At 67.8% G+C, this 16622-nt stretch carries 11 protein-coding genes and 1 other RNA gene; 4 read left to right on the top strand and 8 right to left on the bottom strand.

Annotated elements, in window-relative coordinates; all coding sequences use genetic code 11:
• Positions 1–217: 217 nt before the first annotated feature.
• Positions 218–3214, bottom strand: a complete 2997-nt coding sequence (locus VH571_RS04670) for a bifunctional [glutamine synthetase] adenylyltransferase/[glutamine synthetase]-adenylyl-L-tyrosine phosphorylase (RefSeq protein WP_423263543.1) — start codon at positions 3212–3214, stop codon at positions 218–220.
• A 50-nt stretch (positions 3215–3264) separates the two neighbouring features.
• A complete protein-coding gene (locus tag VH571_RS04665; RefSeq protein ID WP_055958161.1) occupies positions 3265–4602 on the bottom strand; it encodes a glutamine synthetase family protein in 1338 nt (445 codons plus the stop codon).
• A 48-nt stretch (positions 4603–4650) separates the two neighbouring features.
• Here VH571_RS04665 and VH571_RS04660 point away from each other — a divergent pair, with 48 nt between their 5' ends.
• On the top strand, positions 4651–6387 hold the full coding sequence (locus VH571_RS04660; protein WP_423263542.1) for an NAD+ synthase: 1737 nt from the start codon (positions 4651–4653) through the stop codon (positions 6385–6387).
• A 118-nt stretch (positions 6388–6505) separates the two neighbouring features.
• On the opposite strand, the gene VH571_RS04655 is transcribed toward VH571_RS04660, so the two are convergent.
• Positions 6506–6691, bottom strand: a complete 186-nt coding sequence (locus VH571_RS04655; RefSeq protein ID WP_055958165.1) for an SPOR domain-containing protein — start codon at positions 6689–6691, stop codon at positions 6506–6508.
• A gap of 163 nt (positions 6692–6854) precedes the next feature.
• Positions 6855–9077, bottom strand: a complete 2223-nt coding sequence (locus VH571_RS04650; RefSeq protein ID WP_423263541.1) for a lectin-like domain-containing protein — start codon at positions 9075–9077, stop codon at positions 6855–6857.
• A gap of 166 nt (positions 9078–9243) precedes the next feature.
• On the opposite strand from VH571_RS04650, the gene map reads away from it, so the two are divergent.
• Together map and ppgK are read left to right on the top strand one after the other, a co-directional pair.
• Positions 9244–10107, top strand: coding sequence for a type I methionyl aminopeptidase (map, locus tag VH571_RS04645; RefSeq protein ID WP_423263540.1), 864 nt, complete (start codon positions 9244–9246; stop codon positions 10105–10107).
• A gap of 36 nt (positions 10108–10143) precedes the next feature.
• Positions 10144–10905 carry a polyphosphate--glucose phosphotransferase gene (ppgK, locus tag VH571_RS04640; protein ID WP_055958172.1) on the top strand — a complete coding sequence of 254 codons (762 nt, stop codon included), beginning with the start codon at positions 10144–10146 and terminating at the stop codon, positions 10903–10905.
• 108 nt (positions 10906–11013) lie between these two features.
• Here ppgK and rnpB read toward each other — a convergent pair.
• From rnpB to VH571_RS04620, 4 genes are all read right to left on the bottom strand, one after another.
• Positions 11014–11415: RNase P RNA component class A (rnpB, locus tag VH571_RS04635), an RNA gene on the bottom strand.
• Positions 11416–11448: 33 nt separating this feature from the next.
• Positions 11449–12189 carry a zinc ribbon domain-containing protein gene (locus tag VH571_RS04630; protein ID WP_055958175.1) on the bottom strand — a complete coding sequence of 247 codons (741 nt, stop codon included), beginning with the start codon at positions 12187–12189 and terminating at the stop codon, positions 11449–11451.
• A 44-nt stretch (positions 12190–12233) separates the two neighbouring features.
• Entirely contained in the window at positions 12234–13058 is an 825-nt protein-coding gene (locus tag VH571_RS04625) for a Nif3-like dinuclear metal center hexameric protein (RefSeq protein WP_423263539.1), read from the bottom strand.
• Between the two features lie 25 nt (positions 13059–13083).
• Positions 13084–14460, bottom strand: coding sequence for a hypothetical protein (locus tag VH571_RS04620; protein ID WP_423263538.1), 1377 nt, complete (start codon positions 14458–14460; stop codon positions 13084–13086).
• A 283-nt stretch (positions 14461–14743) separates the two neighbouring features.
• On the opposite strand from VH571_RS04620, the gene VH571_RS04615 reads away from it, so the two are divergent.
• Positions 14744–16360 carry a GH25 family lysozyme gene (locus tag VH571_RS04615; protein ID WP_423263536.1) on the top strand — a complete coding sequence of 539 codons (1617 nt, stop codon included), beginning with the start codon at positions 14744–14746 and terminating at the stop codon, positions 16358–16360.
• Positions 16361–16622: the final 262 nt, after the last annotated feature.

Raw genomic sequence — 16622 nt, 5'->3', positions numbered from 1 at the left:
CAAGGATCCGGGTGTGTTTCGAGGGGTCTTTCTCAGTGGCCCACTATTACGGTTGCATTTCGGGCCTCTCACCACCGGGTGATCGGGCGACTCACGTGCGTAACCTCCCCGTCATCTTGTTCGGGGTACAAGGGGTGGTTTCGGGGTACGGATTAATCCGGTGAGAGCAATCCTCACGCAGAGTGCATCTCGGGCGTGTCGAGCTCGGAGGAACGCGTCAGCTCGTCGGTCGAGGCGACTTCTCGATGCCGTAGAAACCCGCCTCGAACACCTGACGCGACCGACGCGTGACCGCCAAATAGTCTTCTTCGAGGTCGGATGCCGAGCCCGCGGGATACTCGAGCAGTCGGGCGACGGCCTCGAGCTGCCGACGGTCGGAGGGCAGCAGGTCGCTGGTGCGGGAAGTCCAGAGCATGACGGCGGATCGGGCCCGGGAGGCGATCAGCCAGGCCTCCCGGAGGCGCTCCGCGTCGGTCTCCGCGACGAACCCGGTGTCGACAGCAGCCTGCAGAGCGCGGAGCGTCGAGGTCGTACGCAGCGCCTCGACGGAGCCCGCGTGCTGCAACTGGATCAGCTGCACGAACCACTCCACGTCGCTGAGAGACCCACGACCGAGTTTCAGGTGCCTGGTCGGGTCGGCGCCCTTCGGCAGGCGCTCCGATTCGACCCGGGCCTTCAACCGTTTGACCTCGCGGACATCCTGCTCAGAGAGCGATTGGGGGTACCGGACCGTGTCGGCGAGGGCCTCGAAGGCGACGCGCAGGTCGTCGTCGCCCGCGACCGATCGGGCGCGCAGAAGGGCCTGGGCCTCCCAGGTCAGAGCCCAGCGGGCGTAGTAGGCGGCATAGCTGTCGAGCGATCGGGCGACGGGGCCGTTCTTGCCCTCGGGGCGGAGATCGGCGTCGAGGTCGAGGGGCACGAGAGGGTCGTCGGTGAACCTCTTGAGATCGGCGACGATCTGCGCCGCTCGCTGCTGCGCCGAGGGGGTGCCGGGATCGGATCGGAAGACGTAGAGCACGTCGGCGTCGGAGCCGAACCCCAGCTCTTCTCCGCCGTACCTCCCGAGCGCGATGACGGCGAACTCGAGGTCGTCTCCCCCGTGTCGGAGTCGATCGTCGCGTCGGGCGAGGGCAAGTGCACCCGAGATGGCCGCCGACATGATGTCGGACAGGCCCTTGCCGAGCTGTTCGACCGTGATGACACCCACGATCGCCCCGAGCGCGAGACGGAGGATCTCGCGGCGACGGGCGGTCCGCAGGACGGTGGCTGCCTGGAGCGAGGTGTCGTGACGCGCCACCGTCGCCATCGCCTCGTCGAGCAACGTCGGCAGGGCCCGGGGATGCAGATCGGCGTCGTCTTCGAGCCAGGACGCGGCCTCGGGGATGCGCTCGAGCAGATCGCCCGCAAAGCGCGACGACGACAAGACCGTGGTGAGTCTCTTTGCGGCGCCCGACGAGTCGCGGAGCATGCGGAGGAACCAGTAGCTCTCACCCAGTCCGTCGCTCAGGCGGCGGAACGCCAGCAAGCCCAAGTCGGGATCGGTGCCCTCGGCGAACCACTGCATCATGGCCGGCAGCAGGTGCCGCTGGATGCTGGCGCGGCGCGAGACCCCCGCACTCATCGCCGCGATGTGACCCAGCGCGCCCTTGGGGTCGCGGAAGCCGATCGCCTGGAGTCGAGCTATGGCCGACGTCGTCGTGAGCGCCAGGTCGGCATCGGGGCGGCGAGCCACGGCCGACAGAAGAGGGCGGTAGAACAGCCGCTCGTGCAGGCTGCGGACCCTCCTCTTGATGGCGTGCCAGTGTTCAACGAGCCCTGCCGCGCTGGTCGCCAGCCCCGTGGCCCGGGCGAGAACGCGGAGGGCCTCCTCGTCGGTCGGCATCAGGTGCGTCCGTCGCATTCGCGAGAGCTGGATGCGATGCTCGAGCAGGCGGAGCTCGCGGTAGTCGCGGTTGAATTCGGCCGCCTCGGCCCGTCCGACGTAGCCCTTTGCCGCCAGGGCACCCAGCGCTCCGAGGGTCGAGCGCTGCCGGATCGACGGGTCGTTCTGACCGTGCACGAGTTGCAGCAGCTGGATGGTGAACTCGATGTCGCGCAAGCCCCCGGGGCCGAGCTTCAGCTGCTGATCGACCTCCGCGGACGGGATGTGCGCTGTAACTCGCTCTCGCATGCGCTGGGTCGACTCGACGAAGTTCTCGGTTGACGCGATCGACCACACGAGGGGCGCGAGCTTCTCGACGTACTCCGAGCCGAGTTCGCGGTCGCCCGCGATGGGCCGGGCCTTGAGGAGTGCCTGGAACTCCCATCCCTTCGCCCAGCGCTCGTAGTAGGCGAGATGCGACGACAGGGTGCGAACGAGGGCGCCGTTCTTTCCCTCCGGTCTCAGGTTCGCGTCGACCTCCCAGAGGGGCTCCTCGGGGGCGAGGTCGGAGAGCGTCCGGGTCGTGTGAATCGCGAGGCGGGTCGCGATCTCGACGGCGCGAGCGGACTCGAGGCCATCCGCCCCTTCTGCGACGAAGACGACGTCGACGTCGCTGATGTAGTTCAGCTCGCGCGCCCCCGTCTTACCCATGGCGAGGATGGCGAGCCTCGTTCGGGCGACCTCGTCGGCGGGGAACGCGACTTCGCGGCGGGCCACGTCGAGGGCTGCCTCGAGCGCGGCACCCGCGAGGTCGGCCAAAGCCGACGCGACCACGTCGAGCCCGGCCACGGGGTCGTAGAGCGTGAGGTCGAAGGCCGTGAGCGAGACCAGGCACTCGCGGTACGCGACCCGCACCGCCGTGCGGGCGGCATCGCCGGTGAGGTCGCCGACGGCGGACAGCAGGTCGCGCTCGTAATCGTCTTGATGCGGGACGGTCCAGACCTTGCTGAGCAGCGCGCGGAGCGATGCCGGACGCCGGACCAGGAAGTCGGCGAGACCCTCGGAGGCACCCAGCACGAGCATGAGGCGATCGCCCGGACGCTCGTCGGCGCGCGTGGGGCTCGGGAGGGTCTCCGCTCCGAGAAACACCCGTGTCTCGTCGGGGGCGCGCTCGATCAGTCGACCGAGGCGGACGAGAGCCTGATCCGGGTCTGCACTCCGAGAGATCGCAGCGACGTAGCTCTCAACCAGGGGCTCCCGGTCGATCAACTCGTCGAGGCGATCGCGACTCGCCCGAAGATCGGCGAACCCCAGCCGTGCCAGATCCGAGAGCGCGGTGGCTGATCGGGGCACGGTGGGGCTCGTCGTCGTTGTCGGTGTCGTCGTCCGCGGAGACGGCTCGGCTACAGCATTTCGAGGTTCGAACGCAGCTCGAACGGCGTGACCTGTGCTCGGTAGTCTTTCCACTCCTGGCGCTTGTTCTTCAGCACGTAATTGAAGACGTGCTCGCCGAGGGTCTCGGCTACGAGCTCGCTGTCTTCCATGAGCGAGAGAGCGTGGTCGAGGCTCGCCGGCAGCTGGTTGTAGCCGAGAGCACGGCGTTCGGCGTCGGTGAGGCTCCAGACGTTGTCTTCGGCCTCGGCGGGGAGCTCGTAGCCCTCCTCGATGCCCTTCAGGCCAGCGGCGAGCAGAAGCGAGAACGCGAGGTAGGGATTGGCCGCGGAGTCGATGGCGCGATACTCGACCCGACTCGACTGACCCTTGTTGGGCTTGTAGAGCGGCACGCGTACCAGGGCGGAACGGTTGTTGTGGCCCCACGTGACGAAGCTCGGCGCCTCGTCGCCGCCCCAGAGGCGTTTGTACGAGTTGACGAACTGGTTGGTGACGGCGGTGATCTCGGGGGCGTGCTTCAGCAGGCCGGCGATGAACTGGCGGCCGATCTTCGAGAGCTGGTATTCGGCGCCCGCCTCGTAGAAGGCGTTCGCGTCGCCCTCGAACAGCGAGAGGTGCGTGTGCATGCCCGACCCCGGGTGACCCTGGAGCGGCTTCGGCATGAACGTGGCGTAGACGCCCTGCTCGATGGCGACCTCCTTGACCACGGTGCGGAAGGTCATGATGTTGTCGGCCATCGTCAGCGCATCGGCGTAGCGAAGATCGATCTCGTTCTGGCCGGGGCCGGCCTCGTGGTGGCTGAACTCGACCGAGATACCGAGGTCTTCGAGCATGCGCACCGAGCGCCGGCGGAAGTCGTGAGCGGTGCCACCCGGAACGTTGTCGAAGTAGCCGGCCGTGTCGACGGGCACGGGGCCCTCCGGGCCGATCTTCGACGACTTGAGCAGGTAGAACTCGACCTCGGGGTGCGTGTAGAAGGTGAAGCCGCGGTCGCCCGCGCGCGCCAGGGTCCGCTTGAGCACGTTCCGAGGATCCGAAACACCCGGCGCGCCATCGGGCGTCGCGATATCGCAGAACATCCGGGCGGTGGGGTCTTCGGTGCCGCGCCAGGGAAGGATCTGGAAGGTGGTGGGATCGGGGTGCACCAGCACGTCCGCCTCGAACGACCGGGTGAGGCCCTCGATCGCCGAGCCGTCGATGCCGACGCCCTCGGCGAAGGCGCCCTCGACCTCGGCGGGCGCGATGGCCACCGATTTGAGGGTGCCGATCACGTCGGTGAACCAGAGTCGGATGAACTTGATGCCCCGCTCTTCGATGGTGCGAAGAACGAAGTCTGTTTGCTTGTCCATTCAGGCCCTTTCTGATGCCGGCTCGAAGCCATTAGTAGGCTAGTGGCTATGCCCCGACTCCGCTTGGCGCTCGCTCAGACCAACCCCGTCGTCGGGGATCTCGCGGGCAACGCAGACCAGATCGTCGAAGCCGCTCGCGCGGCCCGAGCAGCGGGAGCCGACCTCGTCGCCAGCGGTGAGATGAGCCTCACCGGCTATCCGATCGAAGACCTCGCGTCGCGCCCCAGCTTCTTGAAAGCGTCAAGACACGCGGTCGAGCAGCTCGCCGAGCGGCTGCAGGCCGAGGGGCTCGGCGACCTCGCCGTCATCGTCGGGCATCCTGACGGTCCCTTCGAACCGCGACTGCTCGACACGTCGAACGCCCCCACGGCGATCGCCAAGAACTGCGCCAGTGTGCTGCAGGGCGGGCGTGTCGTGACGACCACCGCCAAGTACCACCTGCCGAACTACTCCGTCTTCGACGAATACCGCGTCTTCATTCCCGGCGACGAACTGCTCGTCGTCCGTCTCAAAGGCGTCGACGTCGCCGTCATCATCTGCGAAGACCTCTGGCGTGACGGCGGCCCGGTCGGGCGTGTCATGGAGGCCGGCGCCGGCCTCCTTCTCGTGATCAACGCGAGCCCCTGGATCGCCGACAAAGACGAGGTGCGCCTCCCCCTCGTGACCCACCGCGCCACCGAGAACGACACCGTCGTCGCCTACGTGAACATCGTCGGCGGTCAAGACGACCTGCTCTTCGACGGCGACAGCGTCGTGGTCGACGGCTCGGGCGCGATCCTCGCCCGGGCGCCGCAGTGGAAAGAACACCTGCTCGTCGTCGATCTCGACCCCGAGCAGTCGACCGGCCGCACCATGCCGGCGGGCATCCGCAGCGTCGATGTCGACACGCGACCCGTCGGCCAGCTCGACGCCGTCGCGCCCGACATCGCCGAGCTCCCCGACGACCTCCAGCAGCTGTGGGAGGGCCTCGTCGTCGGCACCCGCGACTACATCGAGAAGAACGGCTTCAGGTCGGTGATCCTCGGCCTGTCCGGCGGAATCGACTCGGCCGTCTGCGCGGCCATCGCGGCCGACGCCATCGGTGGCGATCGCGTCTACGGAGTGTCGATGCCGTCGCAGTGGTCGTCCGACCACTCCCGCAGCGACGCCGACGACGTCGCCGAGCGCATCGGGGTGCAGTACTCCACCGAACCCATCGCCGATCTCGTCGCCCCGTTCGAGCGGCAGCTGAAACTGACCGGGCTCGCCGCCGAAAACGTGCAGGCCCGGGCGAGGGCGCTGATCCTGATGGGTCTCTCGAACCTGCACGGCCACCTCGTGCTCACGACCGGCAACAAAACCGAACTCTCGGTCGGCTACTCGACCATCTACGGTGACTCGGTCGGCGGCTTCGCCCCGATCAAAGATGTGCCGAAGACGATGGTCTGGGAGCTGGCGAAGTGGCGCAACCGGCACGCCGAAGCGCAGGGCTTGCGGGGACCGATCCCCGAGAACTCCATCACAAAGCCGCCGTCGGCCGAACTCCGCCCGGGCCAGGTCGACGAAGACACGCTGCCGCCGTACGAGATCCTCGATGGGATTCTCGACGCCTACATCACGAAGGCTCTCGGGGCGGCCGACGTCGTCGCGCTCGGGTACGACGCCGACATCGTTGCGGAGGTGACGAAGCTCGTCGATCGATCGGAGTGGAAGCGCCGCCAGGGTGCGATCGGGCCGAAGATCTCGGGCATGGCCTTCGGGCGCGACCGCCGACTGCCGATCACGTACCGCCCGACGTCGCCGTAGGCGGCGCCCGGGCTTTAGCAAACGCCAAACGGACTAAGCGACGTGCCGCGGCACGTCGCTTAGTCCGTTTCAGGTGGCCTCGACCCGCTGTGAGGGCGCGGCCACCGTTATGTTCAGCTCAGCGGTCGCCGGCGGCCTCTTCGGCGGCCCACTTCTCGCTGTTCGCCTTGATGCGCTCGAGCGCGTGCTGGGCCTCTTCGCGGGTGGCGTAGGGCCCGGCCCGGTCGACGGCGGGCGAAACCATGCCCTCCTCGACCTGATGCGTCTTCGTGTTGAACCAGAATTCGTGATCGCTGTCAGCCATGGGTTGACCCTACCCCTGGCCGCCGAGCCGTTTCGGTTGGCGGCCAGGGTGCCGACGCGGGCGGCTCTCGTCGAGATAATCAGGCCGGCGCGGGTGGACCGGGATGCCCACGCAGGCGCACTCAGGCCAGCTCGCGCAGCCGAGCCCCCTCACGGCAGCACGGTCACGAGCGACGCCGATGGCGAGACGCGCCGACCAGGCCCACGCCCGCGGCCGCTAGAGCCAGGGCAAGTGCGACGACTCCGGCGATCCCCTGCGATCCGGTGAAGGCGAGCTGCAGCGGTGCGCGCGGCCCGGATGCGGGCCCGGAACCCGCGGCCGCCGCAGGGCTCGGCGATGACGGGGGCCCGGACGGCTCCTCGCCCTGAGCGACGGGGATAAACACCTGAGGAGAAGGATCCGCCCCATCGGCATCGCTCGGAGAGGTTGCGATCGCAATGTTGCCGAGGTCGGCTCCGTCTCCGGCGTAAGACGGGTCGAGCGTGGTCGTGATGCGGAAGCTCGTCGACTCCCCCGGGCGGAGGGTGCGGTCGGACGCGCAGGTGACCCGCTGCCCCGAGGCGGTGCAGTCGTCGCCCGCGGTGAAGGTGAGGTCGTGCGGAAGGTCGTCGACCATGCCGACGTCGGTCGCCGGGGCCGTGCCGTGGTTCGTCGCCGTCAGCACGTAGTCGAGCGACTCGCCCGGTGTGACTGTGTCTTTGCCCCCGCCGAGTACAGCGCGCTTGTCGGTCGTGAGTTCGGCCTTCGGCGGATCTGTCACCGGGATGGTGACAGGCTCGGAGGGGGTGCCTCCGTCGGCATCGTCGGGTGAGGTGGCCACTCCGATGTTTGCGAGGTCGGAGCCGTCGCCGACGTAGTCGGCGTCGAGTCGGGCGGTGAAGGTGAACGCCTTCGAGCCCGAGACGGCGAGGGTCTCGGCCGACGAGCAGGTCACGTTCTGGCCCGTGGCCGTGCAGCCATCGTCGGACGCCACGAAGTGGATACCGGCGGGCAGCGCGTCGGTGGCACCGATCGCGCGAGCGCTGGAGGGGCCTGCGTTCTGGGCGGTGATCGTGTAGGTGAAGTCTTCGCCGGGCGCGACGAGCTCGTCGGTCTGGTCGAGGAGTGCGTACGTCTTCGTCGTGCTGATCTCGGCCTGCGGTGTGAGGGCTGTGGACGCGGTGGCGGTGTTGTTCGACAGATCGCCGTCGTTCCGGTCGGCAGGCACCTCGACCGTGGCGGTGTTGTCGAGGACGCCTGTGGCTGCGGGATCGACCGTGCCCGTCAGGCGGTAAGTGGCGCTGCCTCCAGGGGCAAGATCGGTGTGGGTCGCAAGCGTGTTGCCGGATCCTGACGCCTCATGACAGGCGGAGCCAGCCGAGGCGGCGCACGACCAGGTCACCCCCGACACGGACGACGGGACGGAATCGCGTACGAGGGCATTCGCCACGGGATTCTCGCCCGGGTTTGTCGCCGTGACCTCCCAGGAGACCGCCCGGCCGGGAACAACCTCGGCGGGCCCGGTCTTGGAGATGGCCAGGTCGGCGGGGACGGTCACCCGCAAGTTGTCGATCTCGTGAAGGTTTTTCGCCGTGCCGGTGGATGCCGCGAAACCGAGACGGAGCGTGGGCGGCAGGCTCGCCTGGCCCGACCAGGTGTTGACGTCGACGTCGTCGAAGACGGTTTCGAGGGGAGTGTCGCCACCACGGTTGGTCTGGACGGTGAACCTGACCGCCTTGCCCGCGGGCTGGATGCGGATGCGTGCCGAGCGTGCGCCGGCCCGGTCTGCCGTCATCAGCGAACCGCCGGGTGCCGGGGCGCCGAGTTGATAGGGGTAGCCGACGAGACCGTCGCCCGATCCGCGGACTGCGATCGAGCTCGGTGCCCTGCCCGGGCCCGAGTTGTTGAGGGGCAGACTGAAGTTGCCGAACTCGTCGAAGCCGATGCCGAGATATCCGCCCGGCACGCCGGGGATGGTGCAGTCGCCGACGCTCGCGGTCGTCGACATGCAGGAATAGCCGAGCCCTGCGCCGTGAGCGCCGGTGGCGAGCTGGGCGTCACCGTCGGCGAGAAAGAACGAAATACCGTCGCCGCCCAGTGCGTCGGCGTACATACCGTAGTCGAAGGTGATGTCGAGGCCGAGGGTGGTGTCGAACGGCTCGTCGGTGATCCACGACCCCTTGTGATGCGCAGTGTCGGTCGTGAGTCGAAGCCAGCCTGTGTCGACGGCCGCGTCGTCGAGCAGCGTGCCGCCCGCGGCACCGGCGGCGAAGTTCTGCTCGAAGGGCAGGGGGAAGTCTCGGGGCGCTGCGCTCGCCTCTGCCGTCGCGGCGGGGAGAGCGAGCGCCGTGACGACAGCGGCAGCAGCGACGGCCGCGACGGTGCGGCGGGGTCTTGTGGGGTGCATGGAAGCCTTTCACGCGGGGACAGTTCGGCCATATTGGCATTTGATATTGGTATGCGCAACCAGACCGGTCTGCCCCTGGGGATAACTGCCGGGGCCGCTTCCAGCCGCTCGGGTACCGCGGTCGCCCGTACGCCGGCAAGGCCGGCTGACCCCTAAGCTGGAACGCATGCCCCGGGACTCACACGGTCATCTGACCCCCGGCCGGATCTCGCCGCTGCGACCGGTCCCCTCGTCGATCGTTCGTCCCGAGTACGTCGGCAAGGCGGCTCCTGCGGACTACACGGGCGGTGACGTCTACGACGCGGCCACCATCGAGTTGATCCGCGAGTCGAGCCGGATCGCCGCCGATGCCATCACCGCCGTAGGCGAGGCGATACGACCGGGTGTGACCACCGAGCAGCTCGACGTGATCGCGCACGACTACGTCACCAGCCATGGCGCCTACCCGTCCACCCTCGGCTACCGGGGGTTTCCGAAGTCGGTGTGCACGTCGGTGAACGAGGTCATCTGCCACGGGATCCCCGACGACACCGTGCTGCTCGACGGCGACATCGTCAACATCGACATCACCGCGTACAAGAACGGCGTTCACGGCGACACCAACCGCACGTTCGTCGTCGGCGATGCGCCCCAGACGACCGTCGACCTCGTCGAGCGCACGCGCGAAGCTCTGAACCGCGGCATCAAGGCCGTCGCCCCGGGGCGCCAGGTCAACGTGATCGGTCGAGCGATCGAGATGTACGCCAAGCGCTTCGGCTACGGGGTCGTCCGCGACTACACCGGCCACGGCGTCGGCCGCGCGTTCCACTCCGGCCTCATCATTCCCCACTACGACGCGCCGCAGTTCGACGACGTCATGGAGGTCGGGATGGTGTTCACGATCGAGCCCATGCTCACGCTCGGCGGTGTCGACGCCGACATCTGGGCCGACGACTGGACGGTCACCACCCGCGACTTCTCTCTCACCGCCCAGTTCGAGCACACCATGGTCGTCACCGAGCGCGGCGCCGAAGTCCTCACCACCTACTAGACACTCCACCCCTCCCCTTTAGAAAGGCAGTTCCCCATGACCACCAAGGCAGTGGGCATCGACATCGGCGGTACCGGCATCAAAGGCGCCATCGTCGATGTCGAGTCGGGCGAGCTCGTCACCGATCGCATCAAGAAGCCGACCCCGGCGGGCGGCGAACCGGATGCCATCGTCGCCGTCGTCAAAGAGATCATCGAAGAGCTCGGCGACGACGCAACTGAACTGCACGTCGGCGTGTGCTTTCCCGCCGCCATCATGGACGGCAAGACCCTCTCGGCTGCCAACGTCTCGAAGAAGTGGATCGACTTCGAGGCCGAGAAGCTCTTCGAATCGACCCTCGGAAAGCCGATCCACTTCGTCAACGACGCCGACGCCGCTGGGTACGCCGAGTCGCAGTTCGGTGCCGCGAAGGGCGTCGCAGGTCTCGTCATCATGACCACCCTCGGCACCGGTATCGGCACCGCACTCATCCACGACGGTGTCCTCATCGTCAACGCCGAGCTCGGCCACCTCGAGATCGAGGGCAAAGACTACGAGACGAAGGCCTCGTTCGCCGCCAAGGAGCGCGACGACCTCAGCTGGAAGCACTGGGCCAAGCGCCTCCAGAAGTACTACTCCCGCCTCGAGGCGCTGCTCTACCCCCGGTTGATCATCGTCGGTGGTGGCGTGTCGAAGCATTACGACGAATTCTTGCCGCTCCTCGATTTGCGCGCCGAGATCGTGCCGGCGAAGCTGCGCAACAACGCGGGCATCCTCGGGGCCGCGGCCCTGGCAGCCGAGTCGAAGCCGTCCTTCTAGGGCAGTCGTTTCGGGCCGTCGCTCGCAGGAGCGGCAGAACGATAACAGGCGAAGGATCCGGCACCCCGGCAACGGGCTGCTGGATCCTTCGCCTGTTTCGGTCGTGGGCGAATGGGCCGGCTGGTACGCCGGGTTCTGTCTTGCCTCGCGGCCGCTTGCGCAACCGGTGAGGCATGGACGGCCATCTATCTTGGCTCTACGTTGCCGCAGCGCTCTAGCGGTCTACCCGAGGGCTGGACGAGCAGTCTCATGCGCCCTCTGTCTGACCTTGCTCCGGGCGAGGTTTACCTAGCCGGTCGGTCACCCGAACCGCTGGTGGTCTCTTACACCACCGTTTCACCCTTACCCCGTCGCGCCTCCGAAGAGGGCGCCGTGGCGGTCTACTTTCTGTTGCACTGTCTCGCGGGTCGCCCCGGGTGGGTGTTACCCACCGCCCTGCTCTGAGGAGCCCGGACGTTCCTCGGCGCGATGCCCTTGCGAGCTCCGCGACGCGACCGTCTTGCCGACCCATTCGCGAGACAAGCCTAGCGGGGTGGGCTCGGGTCAGATGCCCGACTCGTCCGTCCGCACCAGGACGGCCTGGCTGTCGGGGCAGAGCAGCACGTCGTCGGGGGCGGCGGAACGGACCGCCGCCAGGTCGCTGCCGGTGAGTTCGACGCCGCTGGCGCTCGAGACCCGAGCACGCAGGTGAGAGGCTCCGACTCCGTAGCGCTCGCGCTGGCGCTCGTACAGGGCGAGGAGGTCGGCGGGGATGCGGCCGGCGATCGTCTCACGGTCGGCGATGGCGTGGCCTCGCTCGGATTCGATCTGGGCGAGCGACGCTTCGCGCGAGGTGGCGAGCTCGGTCTTCGAAGCGGCGATCGCGTCGAGTTCGGACTGCGTGCCGGCGACGACGGCGCTGGTCTGTTCGACCCGATCCATCACCTCCAGCTCGATGTCTTCGAGGTTGCTCTGCCGTGAGGCGAGTGCCGTGAGCTCCTGTTCGAGGGCCTGGATGTCTTTGGGCGCTGACGACGACTGGAGTCGTTCCCGATCTCTCGCGATTCGCGCCTCGACGACGGTCACGTCGGATTCGACGCGGGTCAGTTCGCGGCGAGCCGCCTCGAAGACGGCTTCTTCGGAAGTCAGGCGCACGCGGAGGGCGGCTGTCTGCTTCTCGTATTCGGCGAGCTGGGCGTTCTCGGGCAGCTGGCGAGCGCGGTGGGCAAGCTGCTGCGCTGTCGTGTCGAGGCGCTGCAGGTCGAGCAGGAGCGCCTGGTCGGCGGGGCTGGCTTTCTGGGGCATTGAGTCTCACTTGCGTTCGGTGCGGAAAGCGGAAAGGGCCGGTTTCACTGGAGGACGGCGAAATCCCAGGGGTCGGTGCGGAGCTCCGAGACGGAGACCTCGACGCCGGGAAGGGCGGCGCGCAGCTCTGCCGCCGCCGTGTCGAGCCAGAGCCATTCGCTGGCCCAGTGCGACACGTCGACGAGCGCCGGGCCCTGCCCGAGAAGCATGCGGTCGCGCGCGTCGGAGGCCGGGTGGTGGCGGAGGTCGCTGGTGATGTAGACGTCGGCGCCCACGACGGACGGGTTGTCGAGAAGGGAGTCGCCCGCACCCCCGCACAGGGCGACGGTCTGGATGACCCGGTCGGAGGCCCCGGCCACGCGGACTCCCCCGGCGACCGGCGGCAGGATGTCGGCGAGGGCTCGGGCGAGGGCGACGAGTGTGACGGGCTGCGGCAGGCGCCCGACGATGCCGAGCCCGGTCGTGCCGGTGGAATCGCCAGACGACGTCTCGAGCGGAGCTTGATCGACGAGGCCCAATCGGGCTGCGATCGCTCGCGATGTGCCGGTCTCGACGACGTCGGCATTGGTGTGGGCAGCAAGAAGTGCGCAGGATCCGCGAATGAGTCGAGCGAGCACAGCGCCCTTGGTCGTGGACTCGGCGACGCTCGTCACACCGTGGAACAGCAGCGGGTGGTGGACGAGCAGCAGATCGGCGCCGACCTCGAGCGCCTCGTCGGCGGTATCGAGCACCGCGTCGACGGCGAGGTGAATGCGGCCCACAGTCGCGGTCGGATCACCAGAGACGAGCCCCGGGGAATCCCAGCCAGAGGCTCCCGAGAGGGGCCAGAGTGCTTCGACGGCTGCGCCGACGACTTCGAGTGTGACCACCGGTCAAGCTTAGTCGACCGGCGATTCAGGCTCGGGCGGCGGTCGAGCCTGGGGAATCGTTAGCCGAGCCGTCGGGCGCGCTGGCCGATCGGTCGCCGGCCGGGCCCTTGCGACCGTCGACAGCAACGACGATCACGAATGCCAGCACAAGCGCCGCTGCGAGACCCCCGACGACGGAGAGCTCGCGGGGCACGCCGTGCACCTGCACCAGCGACAGGAGGTACCCCTGCCAGGCGAAGGCGGACGACGTGGTTCGAATAAGTCCTTCGCCGATGACGACGCCGACGATGACCGCGAGAGCGAGGGCCAGGCCGGACGAGCGGTTCGACACGCTGCCCGCGGCCGCCCGGGAGCGGAGCGCGATGCGGCCCAGGACGATGCCGATCCAGGCCGCGGCCGGAACGGCGATCGCCCCGAGCGCGGCGGAGGGGGTGACCGGTGCACCGGTGGCGTTGACGAGGACGGCTGCGATCACGACGACGACCGCGAGGGCGGAAAGCGAGGCGACCAGGATCCTGGTGCTCGCCCGGGCGGGAACGCCCGCCTCAGCGCTGGGCTGGCCGGGTGACGTGGGGGTTCCGTGCTCGAGGAGTTCTTCGTCGGCGAGGCGGGCGCGCTCCGCGTGAACATTCCTCGACGCGTCGTCGACCGCGGGGATGTCACCGGCGGTCACGACAGGGGGCTCTGCGGCCGTCTTGCGGAGTCGGAGCGGAACGAGTCCTTCGCCCGTGGGGGTCTGGTCGACCGTGACGAGCTCAGCGGCGCCGGCGTCTTTGTCAGCGCGCGGGTCTGCGTTCTTGCCTGCGCCCACGTTCGCGCTCGCGTGTGCATCGAGCTCGGCCGACTTGGGCTCTGTGGTGGGAGGCGGCGTGCGGTCGACGGAGATGAGGGGCGGGCCGCTCTGAATTGGAATCACGCCGGTGAAGTGCAAGCGGGTCTTCTCGAGCTCTTCGAGAGCCTCGTCGGTGCCGATCCGGCGGATCTCGGCCTCCCATGCGGCAAAGCGCGCGGCTTCGGTGGCGCGGAGCTGCATCTGCGCCTGCAAGATGCCGATCAGGTCGATCGTCGCGGTGTCGTCGGTGTGGCGTCCGACGAGAGGGACGAGGTGTTCGTCTTCCAGCGAGCCGCGCTCGGGAGGCTGGGGAAAGCTGCGCTCGACCGGCTCGGGAACGAGGGTGTCTTCGGGGAAGTCGTCGAGGTCGTTCGGAGCTGCGAGCGAGTCGTCGGTAGCTGGGCTCTCGGTGACCGGGCTGGTGATGACTGAGCCCCCGATGACTGCGGTCTCGGAGGTTGCGCTCACGGTGGGGATATCGTCGGTCTGAGGAGTCTCGGCGGGGCGTTCGTCGGCCTCCATGATGGCTGTCACCGCCCCTAAACTGCTCGACTCGCGCTGGTGTTCCATGGCGGAATGATATGCGCTCACATGTCGGTATTTGTCATGACGCGCCGCGCACTCTCGTCTCACTCCCCCGTGAGTGTTCGTCACTGTCCTCGATCTGCTGATACCCGGCCCGATTCATCAGCAGATAGCGGACACTCACCCGGCTACCGACGGGCTGAGAGGCTGTAAGTGACTAGTGCGGGTGATGGGGGTGAGCGCTTAGGGTGAGAGCGCCGATTGCAAGTGCGCCTGTCAGCGTGCGTCGGCAAAGGCTTGTTCAGATCGTCTTCCGAGGGGGAAGCGCATGCACCGTTCCATCCGTCGCCGGGTCGCCGTCGGCCTCGCCACCGTTACCGTGTCGGCTCTCGTGGCTGTCGCCGGGGCTTCGGCGGCGGTGGCTGCGCCGTCGTCCAGCTTTCCGAAGGGCATCGATGTCTCGGAGTGGCAGAGCCACTTTCAGGGCAATCCCGACGTCAACTGGGCCGCACAGAAGGCCGCCGGTGTGCAGTTCGCGCTCATTAAGGCGAGCGGCGGCTACAAGGTGACGAACGAGGCGTTCGCCGATCAGTGGAACGGCGCGTACAACGCGGGCCTTATTCGAGGTGCGTACCACCTCGCCGCTCCCAACCTGCCCTCGACGAACCTGACGAAGAACGCGCTCACGCAGGCCGACTATTTCGCATCAAAGGCGTCTGACACCGCCCAGGGCAAGCTCTGGTCTGCTGGGGGCCAGACGTTGCCTCCGGTCCTCGACATCGAGAAGAACAATCAGCAGACGACGATCAACGCCTGCTTCGGCATGACGCCTACGCAGCTCCAATCGTGGATCAAGTCGTATTTGGCCGAGGTCACGGCGAAGGTCGGCCGCACCCCGATCATCTACACCTCGCGCGATTTCTGGACGGAGTGCGTCGGCAACTCGACGAAAACGTTCGCCGGAACCGCCCTCTGGCAGGCCAGCTACGACTCCACAGTCGGGGCCATCCCATCAAGCTGGGCGACCTGGACCATGTGGCAGTGGCGCGAGGGGAAGAACACCGCGGGCAACGGCGGCACCGACTACGACCAGGACGTCTACAACGGCACCCTCACGTCGCTCCACCTCCTCGCCGACCCCACCTACGGCCACGGCACGAGCACCGCGCCACGCTTGCACGACTTCAACGGCGATAAGAAGAACGACCTGCTCGTGGTCTCGTCGGCCGGCGGGGCCTACTTCTACAAGGGCAACGCGAAAGGGTACCTCCTCTCGTCGTCGAGTGTCGCGATGGGTTCCGGCCTGAAGTCGTACAACGCCTTCGCGGCGGTCGGCAAAATCAAGTCGTCGGGGTATGCCGGCCTCTACGCGCGGTCGTCATCGGGCACGCTGTACTACTTCCCGATCGGCGCCACGGGCAAACTCGGCACTCGCGTGACCGCCGCCAAGGGCTGGAGCGCCCTGTCGAACATCACCTCCGCCGGTGACTTCAACGGCGACGGCATCGCCGACCTCGTCGCGGTCGATAAGGTCGGCGTGCTCTGGGCCTACCTCGGCGCGGGCAACGGCACCTTCAAGGGCCGCGTGCAGTTCGGCTCGGGCTGGAACTCCAAGACCGCGCTCGTGGGCGCCGGTGACTTCACCGGAGACGGAAACGCCGATCTGCTCGCGCGCGACTCCGCCGGCCGACTCGCTCTGTACACGCACACCCCCTCGAGCGGCAGCCTTCGTGGCGCGACCCTGGCGAGCTCCGGCTGGAACAGCTACAAGCGTCTCTTCACCCCGGGTGACATCACCGGAGACGGCAAAGCCGATCTGATCGGTGTCGGCACCTCGGGCAAGACCTACCTGTTCCCCGGAACCGGCAAGGCCGCCACCTCGTTCGCCGCCCGTAAGGCCTTCGGAAGCTCGACGAGCTGGGGCACCAGGCTGTTCGTCGGCTGATCTGCCGATTGCGGCTCGATAAACGACAGAGAGCAGGATCCGAGACCTCGTGTGGTCTCGGATCCTGCTCTTTCGAGTGGAGCCTGATCCTCGCTCCATTCGATCCGCCGAATCGGATCGAAGCATTGCGACAGCTCGAGCCCTCAGCTCAACTGCTGCCACGCCGCGTGGCGACGCCTTCTTTCCGCTCAGAGAAAGAGGGGCGTCGTCCCCAAACCCGAACTTAGAGGTTCGGGCGCCCGGAATCCATAGGTTTGCAACG

It is taken from the genome of Frondihabitans sp. 4ASC-45 (assembly GCF_049472575.1).
GTDB lineage: Bacteria > Actinomycetota > Actinomycetes > Actinomycetales > Microbacteriaceae > Frondihabitans.
This window is presented reverse-complemented; position numbering and strand designations above follow the sequence as displayed.

What these genes read in the sequence shown, in the direction of transcription:
- VH571_RS04665 (WP_055958161.1), bottom strand. Translation starts at nt 4,602, where the DNA reads ATGGACAAGCAAACAGACTTCGTTCTTCGCACCATCGAAGAGCGGGGC.
- VH571_RS04660 (WP_423263542.1), top strand. Translation starts at nt 4,651, where the DNA reads ATGCCCCGACTCCGCTTGGCGCTCGCTCAGACCAACCCCGTCGTCGGG.
- VH571_RS04655 (WP_055958165.1), bottom strand. Translation starts at nt 6,691, where the DNA reads ATGGCTGACAGCGATCACGAATTCTGGTTCAACACGAAGACGCATCAG.
- VH571_RS04650 (WP_423263541.1), bottom strand. Translation starts at nt 9,077, where the DNA reads ATGCACCCCACAAGACCCCGCCGCACCGTCGCGGCCGTCGCTGCTGCC.
- map (WP_423263540.1), top strand. Translation starts at nt 9,244, where the DNA reads ATGCCCCGGGACTCACACGGTCATCTGACCCCCGGCCGGATCTCGCCG.
- ppgK (WP_055958172.1), top strand. Translation starts at nt 10,144, where the DNA reads ATGACCACCAAGGCAGTGGGCATCGACATCGGCGGTACCGGCATCAAA.
- VH571_RS04630 (WP_055958175.1), bottom strand. Translation starts at nt 12,189, where the DNA reads ATGCCCCAGAAAGCCAGCCCCGCCGACCAGGCGCTCCTGCTCGACCTG.
- VH571_RS04620 (WP_423263538.1), bottom strand. Translation starts at nt 14,460, where the DNA reads ATGGAACACCAGCGCGAGTCGAGCAGTTTAGGGGCGGTGACAGCCATC.
- VH571_RS04615 (WP_423263536.1), top strand. Translation starts at nt 14,744, where the DNA reads ATGCACCGTTCCATCCGTCGCCGGGTCGCCGTCGGCCTCGCCACCGTT.